This is a genomic window from Rhodoferax ferrireducens, from assembly GCF_031458075.1.
In the GTDB taxonomy this organism is placed as follows: Bacteria; Pseudomonadota; Gammaproteobacteria; order Burkholderiales; family Burkholderiaceae_C; genus Rhodoferax_B; species Rhodoferax_B ferrireducens_A.
The window spans coordinates 244,456-262,406 of record NZ_JAVDXT010000001.1 but is presented as its reverse complement, the minus strand read 5'-3'; the positions used below and the strand labels follow the sequence as shown (position 1 = coordinate 262,406).

General features: G+C 58.9%; 19 protein-coding genes. 10 read left to right on the top strand and 9 right to left on the bottom strand.

Annotation, left to right across the window (positions count from 1 at the left end):
* The first annotated feature begins 64 nt into the window (after window positions 1–64).
* The 10 genes from J2X19_RS01330 (at window position 65) to J2X19_RS01285 (ending at window position 9,787) form a co-directional block, all read left to right on the top strand.
* Entirely contained in the window at window positions 65–805 is a 741-nt protein-coding gene (locus J2X19_RS01330) for a class I SAM-dependent methyltransferase (protein WP_310369938.1), read from the top strand.
* Window positions 793–2,145, top strand: a complete 1,353-nt coding sequence (locus J2X19_RS01325) for a flippase (RefSeq protein WP_310369936.1) — start codon at window positions 793–795, stop codon at window positions 2,143–2,145. The genes J2X19_RS01330 and J2X19_RS01325 overlap by 13 nt, the downstream gene beginning before the upstream one ends.
* An 80-nt stretch (window positions 2,146–2,225) precedes the next feature.
* Window positions 2,226–3,305 (top strand): glycosyltransferase family 4 protein, encoded by a 1,080-nt coding sequence (locus J2X19_RS01320; RefSeq protein WP_310369934.1) that lies wholly within the window; start codon window positions 2,226–2,228, stop codon window positions 3,303–3,305.
* 80 nt (window positions 3,306–3,385) lie between these two features.
* Window positions 3,386–4,513 (top strand): glycosyltransferase family 4 protein, encoded by a 1,128-nt coding sequence (locus J2X19_RS01315; protein WP_310369932.1) that lies wholly within the window; start codon window positions 3,386–3,388, stop codon window positions 4,511–4,513.
* Window positions 4,514–4,529: 16 nt separating this feature from the next.
* Window positions 4,530–5,279 (top strand): glycosyltransferase family 2 protein, encoded by a 750-nt coding sequence (locus J2X19_RS01310; RefSeq protein WP_310369930.1) that lies wholly within the window; start codon window positions 4,530–4,532, stop codon window positions 5,277–5,279.
* A complete protein-coding gene (locus tag J2X19_RS01305) occupies window positions 5,276–6,229 on the top strand; it encodes a UDP-glucose 4-epimerase family protein (RefSeq protein WP_310369928.1) in 954 nt (317 codons plus the stop codon). Before J2X19_RS01310 ends, J2X19_RS01305 begins: the two co-directional genes overlap by 4 nt.
* Window positions 6,226–6,786 (top strand): sugar transferase, encoded by a 561-nt coding sequence (locus J2X19_RS01300; RefSeq protein ID WP_310369926.1) that lies wholly within the window; start codon window positions 6,226–6,228, stop codon window positions 6,784–6,786. Before J2X19_RS01305 ends, J2X19_RS01300 begins: the two co-directional genes overlap by 4 nt.
* Before the next feature lie 70 nt (window positions 6,787–6,856).
* The gene (gene lysS / locus J2X19_RS01295; protein WP_310369925.1) at window positions 6,857–8,401 is read left to right on the top strand and encodes a lysine--tRNA ligase; all 1,545 of its coding nucleotides are present in this window, start codon (window positions 6,857–6,859) and stop codon (window positions 8,399–8,401) included.
* A 174-nt stretch (window positions 8,402–8,575) separates the two neighbouring features.
* On the top strand, window positions 8,576–8,971 hold the full coding sequence (locus J2X19_RS01290) for a lysozyme inhibitor LprI family protein (protein ID WP_310369923.1): 396 nt from the start codon (window positions 8,576–8,578) through the stop codon (window positions 8,969–8,971).
* A 27-nt stretch (window positions 8,972–8,998) separates the two neighbouring features.
* Window positions 8,999–9,787, top strand: coding sequence for an N-acetylmuramoyl-L-alanine amidase family protein (locus J2X19_RS01285; RefSeq protein ID WP_310369921.1), 789 nt, complete (start codon window positions 8,999–9,001; stop codon window positions 9,785–9,787).
* 50 nt (window positions 9,788–9,837) lie between these two features.
* Here the strand turns inward: J2X19_RS01285 and nagZ are convergent, their stop codons facing one another.
* The 9 genes from nagZ to lepA form a co-directional block, all read right to left on the bottom strand.
* Window positions 9,838–10,896: a beta-N-acetylhexosaminidase gene (gene nagZ / locus J2X19_RS01280; protein WP_310369919.1), complete on the bottom strand. Its 1,059-nt coding sequence runs from the start codon at window positions 10,894–10,896 to the stop codon at window positions 9,838–9,840.
* 73 nt (window positions 10,897–10,969) lie between these two features.
* Window positions 10,970–11,386 carry a holo-ACP synthase gene (gene acpS, locus J2X19_RS01275; protein ID WP_310369917.1) on the bottom strand — a complete coding sequence of 139 codons (417 nt, stop codon included), beginning with the start codon at window positions 11,384–11,386 and terminating at the stop codon, window positions 10,970–10,972.
* 2 nt (window positions 11,387–11,388) lie between these two features.
* Window positions 11,389–12,156 (bottom strand): pyridoxine 5'-phosphate synthase, encoded by a 768-nt coding sequence (locus J2X19_RS01270; protein WP_310369915.1) that lies wholly within the window; start codon window positions 12,154–12,156, stop codon window positions 11,389–11,391.
* Window positions 12,153–12,902 (bottom strand): DNA repair protein RecO, encoded by a 750-nt coding sequence (gene recO / locus J2X19_RS01265; protein WP_116605877.1) that lies wholly within the window; start codon window positions 12,900–12,902, stop codon window positions 12,153–12,155. Before recO ends, J2X19_RS01270 begins: the two co-directional genes overlap by 4 nt.
* 3 nt (window positions 12,903–12,905) lie before the next feature.
* Window positions 12,906–13,853: a GTPase Era gene (gene era, locus J2X19_RS01260; RefSeq protein ID WP_116605876.1), complete on the bottom strand. Its 948-nt coding sequence runs from the start codon at window positions 13,851–13,853 to the stop codon at window positions 12,906–12,908.
* Between the two features lie 92 nt (window positions 13,854–13,945).
* A complete protein-coding gene (rnc, locus tag J2X19_RS01255; protein WP_116605875.1) occupies window positions 13,946–14,632 on the bottom strand; it encodes a ribonuclease III in 687 nt (228 codons plus the stop codon).
* A 1-nt stretch (window position 14,633) separates the two neighbouring features.
* The gene (locus J2X19_RS01250) at window positions 14,634–14,987 is read right to left on the bottom strand and encodes a DUF4845 domain-containing protein (RefSeq protein WP_116605874.1); all 354 of its coding nucleotides are present in this window, start codon (window positions 14,985–14,987) and stop codon (window positions 14,634–14,636) included.
* A 26-nt stretch (window positions 14,988–15,013) separates the two neighbouring features.
* Entirely contained in the window at window positions 15,014–15,979 is a 966-nt protein-coding gene (gene lepB, locus J2X19_RS01245; RefSeq protein ID WP_116605873.1) for a signal peptidase I, read from the bottom strand.
* Window positions 15,979–17,787 carry a translation elongation factor 4 gene (gene lepA, locus J2X19_RS01240; protein WP_116605872.1) on the bottom strand — a complete coding sequence of 603 codons (1,809 nt, stop codon included), beginning with the start codon at window positions 17,785–17,787 and terminating at the stop codon, window positions 15,979–15,981. The genes lepB and lepA overlap by 1 nt, the downstream gene beginning before the upstream one ends.
* Window positions 17,788–17,951: the final 164 nt, after the last annotated feature.

Sequence of the window (17,951 nt, the reverse complement as noted above, 5' to 3'; positions counted from 1 at the left end):
TTCCAGAATGTTGATACCGCCTCGTTCAGAAATCTAGCCTGCACCTCCACTTCGCAATCCACCCATGAGCTACGAAAACTATGAAATTACTCAGGGCTGGGATGAAGCTGCATTTGGCTCCTTCACGTCAGAACAGGCGGCTTACTACAGCGCAGAACTAAGGCGATGCGGATTGGCCTCATCACAGCATCTACATGTGCTGGACATTGGATTTGGTAACGGTACATTTTTAGGATGGTGCCGCAATAAAGGTTGGCAATGCGATGGGGTCGAAATTAACGACCGACTAATTACCCGAGCATCCAAGCATGGTTACATAACCAAGAATAATGTCAGCGACTTCTCTTTCGACTCGCTACAAAAACCATACGACTTAATTACAGCCTTTGACGTACTGGAGCATATCGACCGCAACTCACTCGTCCCTTTCTTAAGTTCTTTGGACAAGGTCTGCAGCCCACAAACATTGCTGATGTTGCGGTTCCCGAATGGCGACAATCCATTTTCCATGCCCATACAAAATGGGGATGTAACCCACGCAACGGCGATCGGCCAAATGATGCTCAGGCAAGTCGCCCAACTAGCTGGTTTCGAAGTCATCGCACTAGGTGGCCCATGCCAGCCACTGCGAGGAACCAGCATGTCCCGGCGCCTTCTCCTTGCAGTTGGAAATCCCATTCGCTGGGCCATTGGTACGATCATCAAGCACCTTTTCATGGGCGGAATGCCCGTAACCTTCTCCGCTAATCTCTTGGCTGTGCTGCGAAGAAGCAATGCAACAACGGCATCCACATGTCTCGATTAAACAATTACGGACGGTGGATATACGGGCTACCTGGATCTCTACAAAACTATCTTGCAAAACGCCCCGGTGCGTCCCTGTTTGCAGCCAATTCGCTTTGGCTCCTATTCGACAAATTAATCCGCTTGGTACTCGCACTCACCGTAGGTGCCTGGGTAGCCCGCAGTCTTGGTCCGCATGCCTTCGGAGAACTGGTCTACGCCATCACCTTCATCGCACTCTTCCAAGGAATTGCCAATTTAGGATTGGACGGAATCGTAGTCAGAGACCTCGCACGCAATCCGGGTCAGGCAGCACTCATACTGGGAACAGCCTTCCGACTAAGGTTATTAGCAGGCCTGTTGTGTTGGTTTATTGCCATCGGCAGTATCTGGGTATTGCGCCCCGACGACAACACGGCGCTTCAAATGGTTGCGCTTATCGGCATGAGCCTGGCATTTCAAAGTGCAGACACTGTCGACTTGTGGTTTCAATGCCAAGGCAAAAATAGCCGCACCGTTGCAGCAAAACTTGCCTCATATGCGATAGCCAACTCGGCACGCATCGCATTCATTGTGTTGGATGCACCCTTGTGGATGTATGCCCTGGCAACCCTGTTGGATGCTGTCTTGTTGGCCATCGCCCTTGCGGGTATCTACAGAAGATTTCCAACCGCCCAGCGCTGGCATTTCAACCTTCACATTAGCAAAGAGCTTTTGAGTCAATCTTGGCCATTCATGCTGAGCGGATTGGCTGCATTGCTATATATGCGAATCGACCAAGTCATGATTCGTGAAATGCTCGATGAAACCCAGCTTGGTTTTTATTCGGCAGCAGTTTCTTTATCTCAAATATGGAATGTCATTCCCATTACCTTGGCCACAGCGCTTGCACCCTACATTGCGAGAAAAAAACTCGACAACGAAGATGCGTACATGCGCGCCATATTCTTGATTTTTCGCGTCTTCGCCGCCCTGTCTACTGCAATCGCACTGACCATAGCCCTATTATCCGGCGTCATCATTGAACTGATGTATGGATCCAGATACGCAGCTTCAGCTCACGTTCTCACCATCCACATATTCTCCAATATATTTATATTCATGGGAGTCGCACAAGGTTTATGGCTAATCAATGATGGCAGAGGCAAATTAACCCTTTACCGAACGGCTTTAGGAGCGGTCGTCAGCATAGTGGGCAATTTCCTATTAATCCCCACAATGGGCATACAAGGTTCGGCCTTCATCACAGTACTAGCGCAATTTTTCTCTGTAGTGGCATCGAATGCATTCTTTGCTCCGCAGATACTTAAATTGCAACTACAGGCTTTTTGGCCTACGCGACGGCGAACGCCCTCTGCATAGCAAACAATCACAGCCATCTTGCGCTGCTATGGCGTGAAAGAAGCCATCGTGTACATCCACAACACCCTGGACCTATCTAAGTGACCGATATATCCGCACTGACCAAGCCATCCGACTTGCGCCCCTTGATATTCTGGGAAGGATTCCCCCCCTGCGGTCTGATGACCAAACAAGTGGTTGACCTGTTCGGAGACCAGTTGGTCTTGTTAGGAACCCGCGCAGCCGTTCCATTCGAAGGGCTTGAAGACCTACTTGGCCACCAGGTTGAATGGCTTGCAAATCCCGACGACATCTGGGAGCGAAGGCATGAGTTCGCCGACCGCAATCTCATCATTCACACCGGCTGGGCACACAAGGGTTGGCTGCGTTTTGACCGATGGATGCGCCAACGCGGAGCCAAGGTTGTCGTTGCAGTCGACAACAGTTTCAAAGGCAATCTGCGCCAAATCGGGGGCGCACTGTGGTTTCGCCTCTGGCTAAGGCAGCACTTCGATGCGGCCCTGGTTCCCGGGCATTCTGCGACCAAGCTAATGCGTTTTCTGGGCATGCCCGCCAATCGCATTTTTACGGGTTATTACGGAGCATTCGAAAGCATATACACAGCGGGCCCGCCGATATCGAATCGGCGAGAAGAGTTCCTGTTCGTGGGCCAGTTGATTCCCCGCAAAGGGGTTGACATATTGCTGGAAGCATTTAGCCAATACCGACAGTCCGGTGGAACTTGGACGTTGCGCATCTTGGGAAACGGCCCCATGCGGAACCAATGCCAAGGGGATGGCATCGTTTTTGAAGGATTTGCGCAAGCCAGAGTGACAGCCCAACGCATGCAGGAAGCCCGCTGCCTAGTACTGCCCAGCAGAGAGGACCACTGGGGTACCGTCGTTTGTGAAGCGGCCGCCAGCGGCAGCTTACTCATCACCTCGCGCTGGGTTGGCGCATCAGACGACCTGGTTCGCTCGGGTATCAATGGATTTGTTTTCCACGACATGTCCGCCAAGTCTCTGGCCCAGGCGCTGCGACAGGTCGCGAGATGGGACCACGCCAGGCTGCAATATGCGCAGAACGTGTCTCTGGGTTTGGCACAGGGGTACACCTCCGCCGCTTATAGTTCGGCTTTCCACACCCTGGTTGCGCTGCTGCAGACGAAATCTCCAGCTTGATTTCAGAGCGATACGAGTCGGCAGCGACGCACTCCCCATCTCCAAAGTAACCTTTAGCACCTGACTTCTCAGCCGTACTTATGCGCGTGAATTTCGACTCGCAAATCTTTTGCTCCCAGGCAGTTGGCGGCATTTCTCGCTACTTTGCCAGTATCGCCAAGGAGATGCACGCACGCGCCGACGTACAAGCCCAAATCTTGGCGCCCTTGCATTGCAACGAGTATCTAAAGGCCTTGCCCGATGGTCTGCTGTGCGGGACAACAACCCTTGCAACCCATGCACCCAACCCGCTATTCCGAGCCGCCAGCTTACTGGGCGCCGGATTGATACAGCGCTGCACCCCCTCCGACATCCTGCACCGAACCTACTACTACCCCTATTGCCACCTACCGGGGCCGGCTAAGAACGTACTCACAGTCTACGACATGATCCACGAGAAGTACCCACAGCACTTCTCCCAACGCGACCCGATTGCCCGCTGGAAAAAGCGCGCGGTGGCCCATGCCGACAAGATCATCTGCATCTCCGAAAACACCCGTAAGGATCTGCTAGAGCATTACGACAACGTGCATCCCGAGCGCGTAGCGGTTACCCACCTCGGCTTCGATGCGCTCGACCAGTTGCTGCCGAACGAAACCACCCAGAGCTTCCGAACCCGCGCACTCGGAGCCGATGCGCCCTACATCCTCTTTGTAGGACACCGTGCAGGCTATAAAAATTTTTCTGCTCTACTCAAGGCCTACAGCGCGTCACCCTGGCTCACCCGTAATTTTGATTTGATGTGCTTTGGCGGCGGCGCTTTCAGCGAAGCGGAACAAGCCTTGATTGCCAGCACACCCGCCGCACACCGCGTACGACAAATGGGCGGCTCCGATGCCGTCCTGGCATCGTGCTACCGACATGCGGCCTTGTTCGTCTATCCATCGTTGTATGAGGGCTTCGGTATTCCGCCGCTGGAGGCCATGTCCATGGACTGCCCCGTGGCCTGCAGCAACACCAGTTCCATTCCCGAAGTAGTCGGAAATGCCGCGGCATTTTTTGACCCTAGCGACATTGACTCCATCCGCCAAACCCTGGAGGGCGTGCTCAATTCAGATGCCACTTCCACCCAGTTGATCGAACGTGGGAAAGTGCGCCGAAAGCAGTATTCATGGCATCGCTGCGCCGAGGAAACGGTTGGCATCTACCGGGCAACACTTGCCCAATGAATCTGCCGTTGCCTCCATGAAAATCAGCATCATCACCGTCACCTACAACAGCGCCGCCACCATCGCCGATACGCTGCACTCTGTAGCCAGCCAGTCCGATGCCGAGATTGAACATATCGTGATTGACGGGGCATCCAAAGACGACACGGTGGCGCAAGTCCATAGGCATGGCGGCCATGTGCAAACCCTGGTGTCCGAGCCCGACCACGGCATCTATGACGCCATGAACAAAGGTATCGCCGCAGCAACCGGCGATATCGTGGGTTTTCTGAACGCGGATGACCGCTATGCCCACCCGAACGTGCTGGCCACCATCCAGCAGATGTTTGGCGACGCAGCACTGGATATTGTTTTTGGCGACGTGGCCTTCTTCCACCCCGCCCATCCTGACCAGCTCATTCGCCGCTACCGCTCCGACCGGTTCAGACCTGGCTTGATTGGATGGGGCTGGATGCCGGCCCATCCGTCCATGTTTGTGCGCCGAACTCTTTTCGCAGATACCGGCGGCTTTAAAAAGAACTATCGGATTGCTGGCGATTTCGAATGGGTGGCACGCACATTCCAGCGTCCCGACCTGCGCTACCACTACCTGCCGGAGGTTCTGGTCCACATGCAGACGGGTGGCGTCAGCACGCGGGGCTGGCGCAGCACGCTGTTGTTAAACCGCGAAGTCATGCAAGCCTGCCGGGAAAACAACATCCCCACCAATTGGTTCAAAATTCTGTCTAAATATCCGTTCAAATTACTGGAGTATGTTCGCCCGTGAAAGTACTGGTTACCGGTGCCACCGGACTGATAGGCCGCGCCTTGCTGGCCCAGCTGCAAACTTTGCCGCAGTTCATGCCGCGTGCAGCAGTACGCCAGCTGGCGTCCGACCGCATCCATGCAGGCATAGAAACGGTCTTGGTCGCTGACCTCAGCGCTGATACCGACTGGCATGCAGCCTTGGCCGGCGTCGATACCGTGGTCCATCTGGCGGCCCGTGTCCATGTTGTCAACGAGCAAGCAAACGACCCCTTGCTAGCCTTCAGGCAGGTCAATGTTGCCGGCAGCATGCGCCTGGCGCAGATGGCCGTGGAGGCCGGCGTCAAGCGCCTGGTCTACATGAGCTCGGCCAAGGTGAATGGCGAAGCCACCGCTGTCGGGCAGGCCTTCAGCGAAAGCAGCCCTTTGGCACCCCAAGGACCTTATGGCATCAGCAAACTGGAAACCGAACAAGGCTTGCTGAAAATCGCACAAGCTACCGGCTTGGAGCTGACTATCCTGCGTCCACCCCTGGTCTACGGTCCAGGAGTCCAGGCCAATTTCGCGGCATTGGCAGCAGCCGTTGCCCGTGGCATTCCTTTGCCGCTGGGTGCCATGGGCAACCAGCGCAGCCTGGTATCGGTGGACAACCTGGTAGATCTCATCACCACCACCCTGAACCACCCTGCGGCCGCCAACCAGATATTCATGGCCAGCGATGGCGAAGACCTGTCCACCAAAGAGCTGGTGCAACGCATCGCCCAGGCCATGGAGCGCCCAGCGCGCTTGTTGCCAGTGCCTGCCTGGATGCTCATGGCCAGCGCCGCCATGCTCGGCCAACAGGGTGCGGCCCAGCGCCTGTGCGGCAACCTGCAGGTCGACATCACCAAGGCCCGTACCGTGCTGGGCTGGGCGCCGCCTGTCAGTGTTGACGAGGGCCTGCGCCGCGCTGTGGCCGGATACCGCAAATGAAGCGGGCTTTCGATCTGCTGCTGGCCTTGCTGGCCTTGCTGGTGCTAGCGCTACCGCTGCTGTTGGTGGCCCTCGCAGTACGGCTTAGCTCGCCGGGTCCCGTGCTCTACTGGTCCAACCGCGTCGGGAAAAACAATCGCATTTTCTCCATGCCAAAGTTCCGCTCCATGCAGATTGGAACGCCGGCAGTAGCTACACATTTGCTAGCAAATCCTGACAGCTACCTGACGCCCATCGGCAGCTTTTTACGCAAAAGCAGCCTGGATGAACTACCCCAGCTATGGAGCATCCTGAAAGGCGATATGGGCTTCGTCGGACCACGCCCTGCCCTGTTCAACCAGCACGATCTGGTGGCCCTGCGCACGGCCCAGGGCGTCCACACCCTGGTGCCGGGCCTGACCGGCTGGGCGCAGATCCATGGCCGTGACGAGCTGCCGATTCCGGCCAAGGTGGAACTCGACGCCTACTACCTGCAGCACCAATCTTTCTGGCTGGATCTGCAAATCCTGGCCAAGACATTCTTCAAGGTGGTACGCCGCGACGGCATCACCCATTAAAGCCGGGCGGCCGGCGTTTTAGAATCATGGGTTCGGCGCAACCCGCCCTTTTCCATTCCAAACGCCTCCCATGTCTGAAAACACCACCCCTGCCGTAGCCCAAGACGAAAACCAGCTGATTCTGGAACGCCGCGAAAAGCTCAAAGCCATTCGCCAGCAACAGGTCGAGGGCAAGGGGGTTGCGTTCCCCAACGACTTCAAGCCGACCGACAACGCGGCCAGCCTGTTTGAGCGCTTCAACAGCCAGTCTACCGAAGAGCTCGCGGCGCTGGGCGTGACCGCCAAGGTCGCCGGCCGGATGATGCTCAAGCGCGTGATGGGCAAGGCCAGCTTCTGCACGCTGCAGGATGCGTCGCTGGGCGACACCGGCGGCCGCATCCAGATCTACGTCAAGGGCGAAGACGTGGGCGCCGAGCTCTACGCCAGCTTCAAGCATTGGGACCTGGGCGACATCGTGGCCGCCGAGGGCACGGTGTTCAAGACCAAGACCGGTGAACTGTCTATCCACGCCACCAGCGTGCGCCTGCTGACCAAGAGCCTGCGCCCCATGCCCGACAAGTTCCACGGCATGGCAGACCAGGAAACCAAGTACCGCCAGCGCTACGTCGATCTGATGACCGATGTGGAGGCCCGCAAGCGCTTCCTGGCACGCAGCAAGGCCGTCAGCGCGCTGCGCGAATTCATGGTGGGCCACGACTTCCTGGAAGTCGAAACGCCGATGCTGCACCCGATCCCGGGCGGCGCCAACGCCAAACCGTTCAAGACGCACCATAACGCGCTGGACCAGGAAATGTTTCTGCGCATCGCGCCCGAGCTGTACCTGAAGCGCCTGATCGTTGGCGGATTCGACCGCGTGTTCGAAATCAACCGCAGCTACCGCAACGAAGGCATCTCGGTGCGCCACAACCCCGAGTTCACCATGATGGAGTTCTACGCGGCCTACTGGAACTACCAGGACCTGATGGACTACACCGAGAAGCTGATCCGCGACGCCGCCCAGCGCGCCACCGGCTCGCTGCAGCTGACGTACGCCGGCAAGCCTGTCGACCTGGGCCAGCCGTTTGAGCGCCTGACCATCGTCGAAGCCATCCAGAAGTACACCGAAGCCGGCGACAACGTGTTCGACGCCACCTGGCTGACGAATGCGGTGAAGAAGCTGGGCCTGACCGAAGCCAAGAACAAGCTCGCCGGCCGCAGCCTGGCCAGCCTGCAGGTGCTGTACTTTGAAGAAACCGTGGAAGAAAAGCTCTGGCAGCCGACCTTCATCATGGAACACCCGACCGAGATCTCGCCACTGGCCCGCGCCAACGACGATCGCCCGGAAGTCACCGAGCGCTTCGAGCTGTACATCACCGGCCGCGAATTCGGCAACGGCTTCAGCGAATTGAACGACGCCGAAGACCAGGCCGCGCGCTTCCAGGCCCAGGTCACTGCCAAGGACAGCGGCGACGACGAAGCCATGCATTTTGATGCTGACTTTGTGCGCGCCCTCGAATACGGCATGCCCCCCACTGGTGGCTGCGGCATCGGCATTGACCGCCTGATGATGCTGCTGACCGACAGCGCCAGCATCCGCGACGTCATCCTGTTCCCGGCGCTGCGCCGCGAGTCTTGATTTCCACCTTGCATAGAGCGCCAGCGCATATAGTATCTGCGCTGGCAGCTATCAAAATCGTAGTAAGCATGTGGGTACGACCCACCGCATAAAGATGCGATGAACGGGAGCTAGCGCATGGCTTGCACCGTGTGCGAATCGCCCATAATTCCCCATCCTACATTCGGAGCATTTATGAAATTTTTGACTTTGGCTTCGCTGGCTGCAAGCCTGGTTTTCTCGGCGCAGTTTGCCCACGCGGATGACACCGACAGCTGCGACAAGTTCAAGACCAGCTACGACAAAACTTATTGCGTCGCCAAGTTGTTTTTAGAGTCCGACAAAGAGCTGAACGCTGTGTACACCGAGCTGCGCAAACCGCTCAAAGACAACGTCAAACAGCAACTGACTGCGACACAACGCGAGTGGATTAAATACCGGGATGCGTCTTGCGAGCGCTCTGGCTCCATCGACGTCAGCTGCAACTACAAACTCAACCGTGAGCGCGCCGAGTACCTGCGCGACCGTGCCCGCGAGTGCAAAACCGGCACGTGCAACGACACCGCCATCGCCAAAAAATCGTGGGAATGAGCCGCTTGAACGAGTAGACGGAAACACATGTTGCCGCGCTATTTACAAGCACGCAGCGCACAGGCCTTTTTGTGTCTGTGCGCTTTTTTCATGGGCGCCGCACCCTGCGATGCAGCTGATGCAGCGCGCACCGCAGACAAACCATTCGTCATCGTCATAGACCCCGGCCACACCCCCAAGCAACCCGGTGCTTTGGGCATCAAGGGCATCCACGAAGTCACCTACAACGATGCACTGAGCGCAAAACTGGCCAAGGCCTTACAAGCCCCTGGCGTACAGGTGGTGCTTACGCGCGTGCCCTCCGAAGAAATCAGCCTGGACGGACGCGCCGAACTGGCAAATGCTCGACAGGCAGATTTATTTTTAGCGTTGCACCACGACTCGGCGCAACTGAAATACCTGACCAAGACCGAAGTCAACGGCACGCCCGCCTACCAGACGGTTCAGCCGATTGCCGGCTATTCGATCTTTGTGTCCCAACTCAATCCCAGGTTTGCGCAAAGCCAGCAGTTTGCCAAGCTACTGGGGCAGGAATTGCGCGCACTGGGTCGCCATCCCACGCTGCACCACGCCGAACCCATTGCAGGCGAAAACCGCGAACTGCTCGATGCCCAATTGGGCATTTACAAATTTGACGAGCTACTGGTTTTGCGAAAAACCACGGTCCCCGCAGTGCTGCTGGAGGTGGGCGTGATCGTGGACGCGGAGGACGAAAAATACGTGGCCGACAACGCCAAGCAAGATGCCATCGTGCAGGCGATCGTGGCCGCTGTCGACAAATTTCAGCACTGGGTTTTTACCCCAACACCAAATTAAGCTCTAGCGCATAGCCTACCTGGGCTAGCAGCTACAAAATTAACAGTATCTCAGGGCACCAGCCACAGCGCCTGCATGTAGGTGGGATGCGTCATCAGGTGCTCCCAGTCGGGTGCCGGGCTGGTGGGCAGCAAGGCCTGGCGGCGGGCTTCGCTGGCCTCGTCGGGTTGCCAGCGGCCTTTGAGCTGGGCTTCGGTCATGCCGGCCAGCAGGACATCCACTTCCTGGCCATCGCCCAGGCTCTGGTTGCACAGCAACACCAGGTCGCAGCCGGCCTGGAGCGCGGCGATGCCGGCATCGGTATAGCTGACGTCGCGGCCGTCGATCTGGCGGGCGCCGGCCATGCTCAAGTCGTCGCTGAAGATTGCGCCCTGGAAGTCCAGCGTGCCGCGCAGAATCTCCTGCAGCCACTTGGCCGAGAAGCCGGCCGGGCGCTGGTCCACCTTGGGGTAGATCACGTGCGCGGGCATCACGCTGCTCAGGCTGGTGTTGAGCCAGCCGTAGGGCGCGGCGTCGTCGGCCAGGATGGCTTTCAGGCTGCGCGTGTCCACCGGGATGTGGGTGTGCGAATCGGCGGTGACGAAGCCGTGGCCGGGGAAGTGTTTGCCGCAATTGGCCATGCCGGCACGCAGCAGGCCGTGCATCAGGCTCTTGGCCAGCATGCTGGTGACGCGGGCGTCGCGGTGGAAGGCACGGTTGCCGATCACACTGCTCTCGCCAAAATCCAGGTCGAGTACCGGGGTGAAGCTGAAATCCACGCCGCAGGCGCGCAGTTCGGCGGCCAGCACGTAGCCGCAGGCGGTGGCGGCGTTGGTGGCCTGCAGCGCGTCGCGCATCCACAGCTCGCCCAACACGCTCATGGGCGGCAGGTGGGTGAAACCATCGGTCTTGAAGCGCTGCACCCGGCCGCCTTCGTGGTCCACGCAGACCAGCACGTCCTTGCGGATCTTCTTGATATCGCGGCACAACGCCGTCAGCTGGTCGCGGTCCTGCCAGTTGCGGGCGAACAGGATGATGCCGCCGGTCAGCGGGTGCTTGATGCGCCGGCGGTCCGCCTTGGTGAGGCTGGTGCCGGCGATGTCGATGATCAGGGGTGCGTGTTGGTGCATGGCTTAAATATATAAAAATAAGGGCTGTAGCGCATATGTTTCCTGCGCCAGCAGCTACAAACAATATAGCAAACTAGTGCGTCGGCATGGTCGGTGGCGCTGGCTGTTCGACCACCACAAAGCTGGCGGCATAGTCGGTCTCGTCGGTCACGGTGACATGCGCCGTCAGTTGCCGGGCTTCGAACCAGGTTTTCAGCTCGCCGTGCAACACGATGAAGGGCTGGCCGCTGGCCATCTTGTTGATCTCGCACAGGCGCCAGGTCATCGGCATACGCATGCCCATGCCGATGGCCTTGCTGAAGGCCTCCTTGGCGCTGAAGCGGGTCGCCAGATAGCGTATGCCGCGCTCGGGCCAGCGCGCGCTGCGTTCACGCCAGGTGCGCAGCTCGCCTTCGGACAGCACCTTTTCGGCGAAGCGGTCGCCGTGGCGCTCCAGGCTGGCACGGATGCGGCGCACGTCGCAGATGTCGGTGCCGATGCCGTAGATCACACCTAGGCTCCGGTGGTAAAGGCTGCATCGATGCAGCGCAGATAGTCTTGCACCGTGGCAGCGTAGCCCAGCTCCAGCGCGTCGGCCACCAGCGCGTGACCGATCGACACCTCTTGCACCATGGGGCAGCCGCGCAGGAAGGTGGTGAGGTTGTCGCGGTTCAGGTCGTGGCCGGCGTTGACTCCCAAATTGATAGCTGCTGCCGCCCGCCCCGTCTGCACGAACTGCTCAAAAACCTCTTGAAAATTAGGCTGGCCAAAGGCGCTGGCAAAAGTCTCGGTGTAGAGCTCGACTCGGTCGGCGCCCACGGCCTTGGCCAGCGCCATGGACTCGGGCACCGGATCCATGAACAGGCTGACGCGCACGCCCAGGCTCTGCGCTTCTTGGATCAGCGGGCGCAGGCGTTCACCGTCTTGCGCCAGGTTCCAGCCGTGGTCGCTGGTGAACTGGTCTTCGCCATCCGGCACAAAGGTGCACTGCTGCGGACGGCACTGGCGCACAAAGTCCATCAGGTTCTGGAACGGATTGCCTTCGATGTTGAACTCGCGGTCCGGCCAGGCCTTGAGCAGTGCCGACAACTCGGTCACATCGTCCGGGCGGATATGCCGCGCATCGGGCCGCGGGTGCACGGTAATACCCTGGGCACCGGCCTGCAGGCACAGCGTGGCGGCGCGGGCCACGCTGGGGATGCCCAGGTGCCGGGTGTTGCGCACCAGCGCGACCTTGTTGACGTTGACGGAAAGCGCGGTGTGCGCAGAAGAGTTACTCATAGGGCTTGCAGGTCCATCATCAGTTGCCGCGTATGCAGCGTTGCCATACCGCAATGGTAGTGCAGCACCGCGCGCAACTGGGGCTTCAGTCCGTTCAATACCTCGGCGCAGGCGCGCAAAGTGGCTGTGAAGGGCGCGCCGGGCTGCAGCGATTGCTGCAGCGACAGCCACTGCGCGCCGCTCAGGCTGGCCCGGTCGTCCGCCTGGCTCTGGCGCAGGCCGCCTTCGGCGACCAGGCTGTAGCGGCCCTCGGGCTGCAGCGGCTCGAAGGTCATGGTCTGCACGTCCAGCAAGGGCAGCAGGCCAATCTCGCGCAGCAACAGCAGCTCAAACGCCCGCAGCGCCGGTTGCAGCGCTTCCCCATGCTCAGAGGCCAGCACCTGCACCGCAACGCCGTAGGCGTCGAACAAAGCCGTGTGCGGGTCGTCGCGCGCCAGCAGGCGCATCAGCAGCTCGTTCAGGTAGTAGCCGGACAACAGCGCATCGCCGGTCGGCATCACATGGCCGCCCACCCACTCGGCCGCCTTGAGGTTGCGGATTTCCGCATCGCCGCCAAACGACAGGCGCAGAGGCTGCAGCGGCAGCAGGATGGGACGGAAGTTGGAAGTCGGCTTCTTCACCCCCTTGGCCACAATCGCCATGCGGCCGTGGTGGCGGGTGAAGACCTCCAGGATCAGGCTGGACTCGCTCCAGTCGTAGCGGTGCAGTACGTAAGCAGGCTCGTCATGGAAGCGTTTTGACGCCACGAATCACTCGTAGCCAAAACTGCGGACGCGCGCCTCATCATCGGCCCAGCCGGAACGGACCTTGACCCAGACCTCGATGAACACCTTGGCGTCCATCAGTTTTTCGAGTTCGACACGGGTTTCCATGCCGATGCGCTTGATACGCTCGCCCTTGTCGCCGATCACCATGGCCTTGTGGCCATCGCGCTCGACCACAATGGTGGCGGCGATCTTCAGCAGGCGCTTCTGGCCTTTGCGGGCGGGAGGTTCTTCTTCGAACTTGTCGATGATGACGGTGGAGGTGTAAGGCAGCTCATCGCCGGTCAGACGGAACAGCTTTTCGCGCACGGTTTCGGCCGCCTGGAACTTCTCGCTGCGGTCGGTCAGTTCGTCCTCGGCGTACCACCAGCCTTGTTCGGGCAGGTACTTGGCGCAGATGGCGAACAGGCGCTCCACGTCCTTGGCGTTCTTGGCCGACATGGGCACGAATTCGGCGAATTGGTGACGTTCCTGCATGGTTTGCAGCCAGGGCGCGATTTCGGCGCGGCGGTGCACATTGTCCAGCTTATTGGCGATCAGCAGCACCGGGATGTCTTGCTTGAGCAAGGACAGCACCTTGGCATCGGCCAGGGTGAAGCTGCCGGCCTCGACCACGAACAGGATCAGATCCACATCACCGACCGCGCCGAGCACGGTCTTGTTCAGCGAGCGGTTCAGTGCATTGTTGTGGTGGGTCTGGAAGCCAGGCGTATCGACGAACACGAACTGGGTGTTGTCGCGCGTGCGGATGCCGGTGATGCGGTGCCGCGTGGTCTGGGCCTTGCGCGAGGTGATGCTGATCTTCTGGCCCACCACGGCATTCAGCAGGGTGGACTTGCCGACGTTGGGCTTGCCGACGATGGCAACCAGGCCGCAGCGCTGGCCGGTGGTGTCGGTGGTGCCGGGGGAGGATTTTTTCAGGTTCGCCAGCATGCCTTCCAGCGAAGACAGGTCGTCTGGCGCATCGGAAGGCTCGGTCGCCGGAACGGGAGGAGAAGAAGGGGTAGCGGTCATTTGAGGAGCTTTCACGGCGACGGCTTGAGATTCAGTTTTACCAGCATGGCAGCGGCCGCCGCCTGTTCGCCAGCGCGGCGCGAGCCGCCAATGCCGCGCTCGGTTTGGCCGAGCTCAACAATTTCACATTCCACATCGAAGGTCTGCCGATGGGCAGCCCCCAGGGTGCTGACCACGCGGTAGGCGGGTACTTTCATTTTGCGACCCTGCAGCCACTCCTGCAACTCGGTTTTCGGGTCTTTGCCAATGGCCTGCATCTGCGGGTTGATTTCCACCGCCTTGAACAGGCGCTGGACCAGGGCTTCTGCGGCCCCATAGCCGGCGTCCAGATACACCGCGCCAATCACGGCTTCCAGGGCATCGGCCAGGATGGACGGACGCTTTTGTCCGCCGGAACGGGCCTCGCCCTCCCCCAGGCGCAGCACGCTGGGCAGATCCAGCCCGACGGCAAGCTGGTGCAAGGTGTCCTGCTTGACCATGTTCGCGCGGACGCGGGACAGGTCGCCCTCGGGCAGATCCTTCAGCCGGGTGTAGAGCATGCCCGCGACGGACAGGTTCAGGACCGAATCGCCCAGGAATTCCAGCCGCTCGTTGTGGTCGGCCGAAAAGCTGCGGTGGGTGGTGGCACGCACCAGCAGCTTGCTATCGGAAAAAACATGCTGCAGACGTTGCTGCAGTGCTAACAGGCCATCGTTCACGCTATTTGCTGGATCCGGTGTACTTGATCAGCAAATACGCAGGGCCGACCAGTTCGATTTCTTTGTTGTATGCCACCTTGACCACGACTTTCTCGCCGTTCTTGGTCACTTCCAGGTCTTTGCCGGACACCGACGAAATATCGTCAATGGTGGCGGCCTTGTCGAAAATGGCGCGCACTTCGGGCACGGTATTGCCGCCCTGGGCTTTGTTCAGCGCTTTCAAAATCGCCTGGTGTTCGATCACGGTCGGCACCAGCTTGGCACCCACGATGAACACCGAGACGATCAGTGCCGAGGTCAGCACCAGTCCAATGAAAGACAGGCCGCGTTGTTTGGATTTGAGAGGATGTTTCATGCTGTGTCCTTACGAGCTGTATCAGGCTAGTTGAATCCGCCAATGCGCTTGAGGCTGCCGAAATTCATCCAGACAAAGAAGGCCTTGCCCACGATGTTCTTGTCCGGCACAAAGCCCCAGTAGCGCGAATCGAGCGAATTGTCGCGGTTGTCGCCCATCATGAAGTACTGGCCTTCGGGCACTTTGCAAACCACGCCTTCGACGCTGTACTGGCAGTTTTTGCGGAACGCAAAATCGTCGGCCCCCTGCACAAAGGCCGGACGGTCGTCGTCATTCAGCAGACGATGCGGTTTGTCGCCGAGCTTTTCTTCAAACTGCTTGAAGTAGCGCATCTGGTCTTCGTCGAAAAAGTCGGGCAAGGCCGTGGTGTCGATCGCCTTGCCGTTGACGGTCAGGCGTTTGTTGATGTAAGCCACCTCATCACCCGGTACGCCGACCACCCGCTTGATGTAGTCCAGGCTGGGCTTGGGGGGGTAACGGAACACCATCACGTCGCCACGCTGGGGCGGCGTGCCCTCAGTAATCTTGGTATTGAGCACCGGCAGGCGCACACCGTAGTGGAATTTGTTCACCAGGATCAGGTCACCGACCAGCAGCGTGGGAATCATCGAACCGGACGGAATCTTGAACGGCTCAAACAGGAAGGAACGCAGCAGAAACACCGCCACGATCACCGGGAACAGGCCGGCCGTCCAGTCCAGCCACCAGGGTTGCATCAGCAAACGCGCCTGGGCATCGGGTACCACCTGGTCGACCTGGGTGATACCCATCTTCTTGAGCTCTGCCAAGCGCAACTCGGAGGCTTTTTCGAGGTCCAAAGCCGCCTGTTTGCGGCGTGGCAGGAAATAAAACTTCTCGGCCAACCAGTACAGGCCGGTGACCAGGGTTGCCAAAAACAGCAGCAGGGCAAAATTCCCTTCCAGCAATCCCATGTACCAGGCGCCTCCGTAACCTACAAAAGCCGCCAAAATCATCGCCGTCAAAACTTGCATCAATCTTCCACCTGGAGAATAGCCAAAAACGCCTCTTGCGGCACTTCGACGGAGCCGATTTGCTTCATGCGTTTTTTACCGGCCTTTTGTTTTTCGAGAAGTTTCTTCTTGCGCGAAATATCGCCGCCATAGCACTTGGCGATCACGTTCTTGCGCAGCGCTTTGATTGTCTCACGCGCAATAATGCCGGAGCCGATAGCCGCCTGGATCGCCACGTCGAACTGCTGGCGCGAAATAATCTCGCGCATTTTGGCCACCACGGCCCGGCCCCGGTACTGGGACTGGCTGCGGTGCACGATGATAGACAGCGCATCGACCTTCTCGCTGTTGAGCAGAATGTCGACCTTGACCACATCGGCTGCGCGGTACTCTTTGAACTCGTAGTCCATCGAGGCATAACCGCGGCTCACCGATTTGAGCTTGTCGAAGAAATCGAGCACGATCTCGGCCAGCGGCATCTCGTAGGTCAGCACAACCTGGCGGCCCTTGTAGGCCATGTTCATCTGCACGCCACGCTTCTGGTTGGCCAGCGTCATCACTACGCCCACGTACTCTTGCGGCATGTACAGATGCACGGTCACGATGGGCTCGCGAATCTCCTCCATGCGGCTGGAATCCGGCATCTTGGAGGGGTTTTCCACCATGGTGATGCTGCCGTCAGAGCGTGCCACCTGGTAGACCACGCTGGGTGCGGTGGTGATCAGGTCCTGGTCGAATTCGCGCTCCAGGCGCTCCTGCACGATCTCCATGTGCAACAGGCCCAAAAAGCCGCAACGGAAACCGAAACCCAGCGCCTGCGATACCTCGGGCTCGTAGTGCAGCGATGCATCGTTGAGCTTGAGCTTTTCCAGCGCATCGCGCAACGAGTCGTACTCGCTGGCCTCGGTCGGATACAGACCGGCAAACACCTGGGGCTGGATTTCCTTGAAACCTGGCAAGGCCTCGGCCGCAGGGCCCTCATTGTTGGGCAGCTTTTTTTCCAGGGTGACGGTATCGCCCACCTTGGCCGCTTGCAGCTCCTTGATGCCCGCAATGATGAAGCCCACCTCGCCGGCCTCCAGCGATTGGCGTACTTCGGTGGCCGGTGTGAACACGCCCAGGTTATCGGCGTTGTAGACCGCGCCCGAGGCCATCATGCGGATGCGCTCGCCCTTGCCCAAACGGCCATCGACCACCCGCACCAACATCACCACACCGACGTAAGAATCAAACCAGCTGTCGATGATCATGGCGCGCAAGGGTGCATTCGGGTTGCCCTTGGGGGCCGGCACCTTGGCCACGATGGCCTCCAGAATCTCGTCAATACCCACACCCGTTTTAGCCGAACAGGGGATGGCATCGGTCGCATCGATACCGATCACGTCTTCGATTTCAGCCCGGGCGTTGTCGAGATCTGCATTGGGCAAATCGATTTTGTTCAGCACAGGCATCACCTCGACGCCGAGGTCGAGCGCGGTGTAGCAATTGGCCACAGTTTGTGCTTCCACGCCCTGGCTGGCATCGACCACCAGCAACGCGCCTTCACACGCAGACAGCGAGCGACTCACCTCGTACGAGAAGTCCACATGGCCGGGCGTGTCGATCAGATTCAGGTTGTAGATCTGACCATCCTTGGCCTTGTAGTGCAGCGCTGCCGTCTGCGCCTTGATAGTTATCCCACGCTCTTTTTCGATGTCCATCGAGTCGAGCACCTGGGCCTCCATTTCGCGTTCGGCCAGGCCGCCGCAGCGCTGAATCAAGCGGTCTGCCAGCGTGGATTTGCCATGGTCAATATGCGCAATGATGGAGAAATTTCTGATGTGATTCATCAACGGGAAGCTTTAAGTGGTTGAATTAAAAAGACGCAGAAACGAAAAAAGGGCGCGTCGATAACGAACGCGCCCTGAACCAACAATCTTTGGCAACTGCGATAGCTGGAACTTCATTGTAGGCAAAAAGGCGGCTTAGCAAAGCCCGCACACGGGCACAGGTC

What these genes read in the sequence shown, in the direction of transcription:
- J2X19_RS01330 (WP_310369938.1), top strand. Translation starts at nt 65, where the DNA reads ATGAGCTACGAAAACTATGAAATTACTCAGGGCTGGGATGAAGCTGCA.
- J2X19_RS01325 (WP_310369936.1), top strand. Translation starts at nt 793, where the DNA reads ATGTCTCGATTAAACAATTACGGACGGTGGATATACGGGCTACCTGGA.
- J2X19_RS01315 (WP_310369932.1), top strand. Translation starts at nt 3,386, where the DNA reads ATGCGCGTGAATTTCGACTCGCAAATCTTTTGCTCCCAGGCAGTTGGC.
- J2X19_RS01310 (WP_310369930.1), top strand. Translation starts at nt 4,530, where the DNA reads ATGAAAATCAGCATCATCACCGTCACCTACAACAGCGCCGCCACCATC.
- J2X19_RS01300 (WP_310369926.1), top strand. Translation starts at nt 6,226, where the DNA reads ATGAAGCGGGCTTTCGATCTGCTGCTGGCCTTGCTGGCCTTGCTGGTG.
- lysS (WP_310369925.1), top strand. Translation starts at nt 6,857, where the DNA reads ATGTCTGAAAACACCACCCCTGCCGTAGCCCAAGACGAAAACCAGCTG.
- J2X19_RS01290 (WP_310369923.1), top strand. Translation starts at nt 8,576, where the DNA reads ATGAAATTTTTGACTTTGGCTTCGCTGGCTGCAAGCCTGGTTTTCTCG.
- J2X19_RS01285 (WP_310369921.1), top strand. Translation starts at nt 8,999, where the DNA reads ATGTTGCCGCGCTATTTACAAGCACGCAGCGCACAGGCCTTTTTGTGT.
- nagZ (WP_310369919.1), bottom strand. Translation starts at nt 10,896, where the DNA reads ATGCACCAACACGCACCCCTGATCATCGACATCGCCGGCACCAGCCTC.
- J2X19_RS01270 (WP_310369915.1), bottom strand. Translation starts at nt 12,156, where the DNA reads ATGAGTAACTCTTCTGCGCACACCGCGCTTTCCGTCAACGTCAACAAG.
- era (WP_116605876.1), bottom strand. Translation starts at nt 13,853, where the DNA reads ATGCTGGCGAACCTGAAAAAATCCTCCCCCGGCACCACCGACACCACC.
- J2X19_RS01250 (WP_116605874.1), bottom strand. Translation starts at nt 14,987, where the DNA reads ATGAAACATCCTCTCAAATCCAAACAACGCGGCCTGTCTTTCATTGGA.
- lepB (WP_116605873.1), bottom strand. Translation starts at nt 15,979, where the DNA reads ATGCAAGTTTTGACGGCGATGATTTTGGCGGCTTTTGTAGGTTACGGA.
- lepA (WP_116605872.1), bottom strand. Translation starts at nt 17,787, where the DNA reads ATGAATCACATCAGAAATTTCTCCATCATTGCGCATATTGACCATGGC.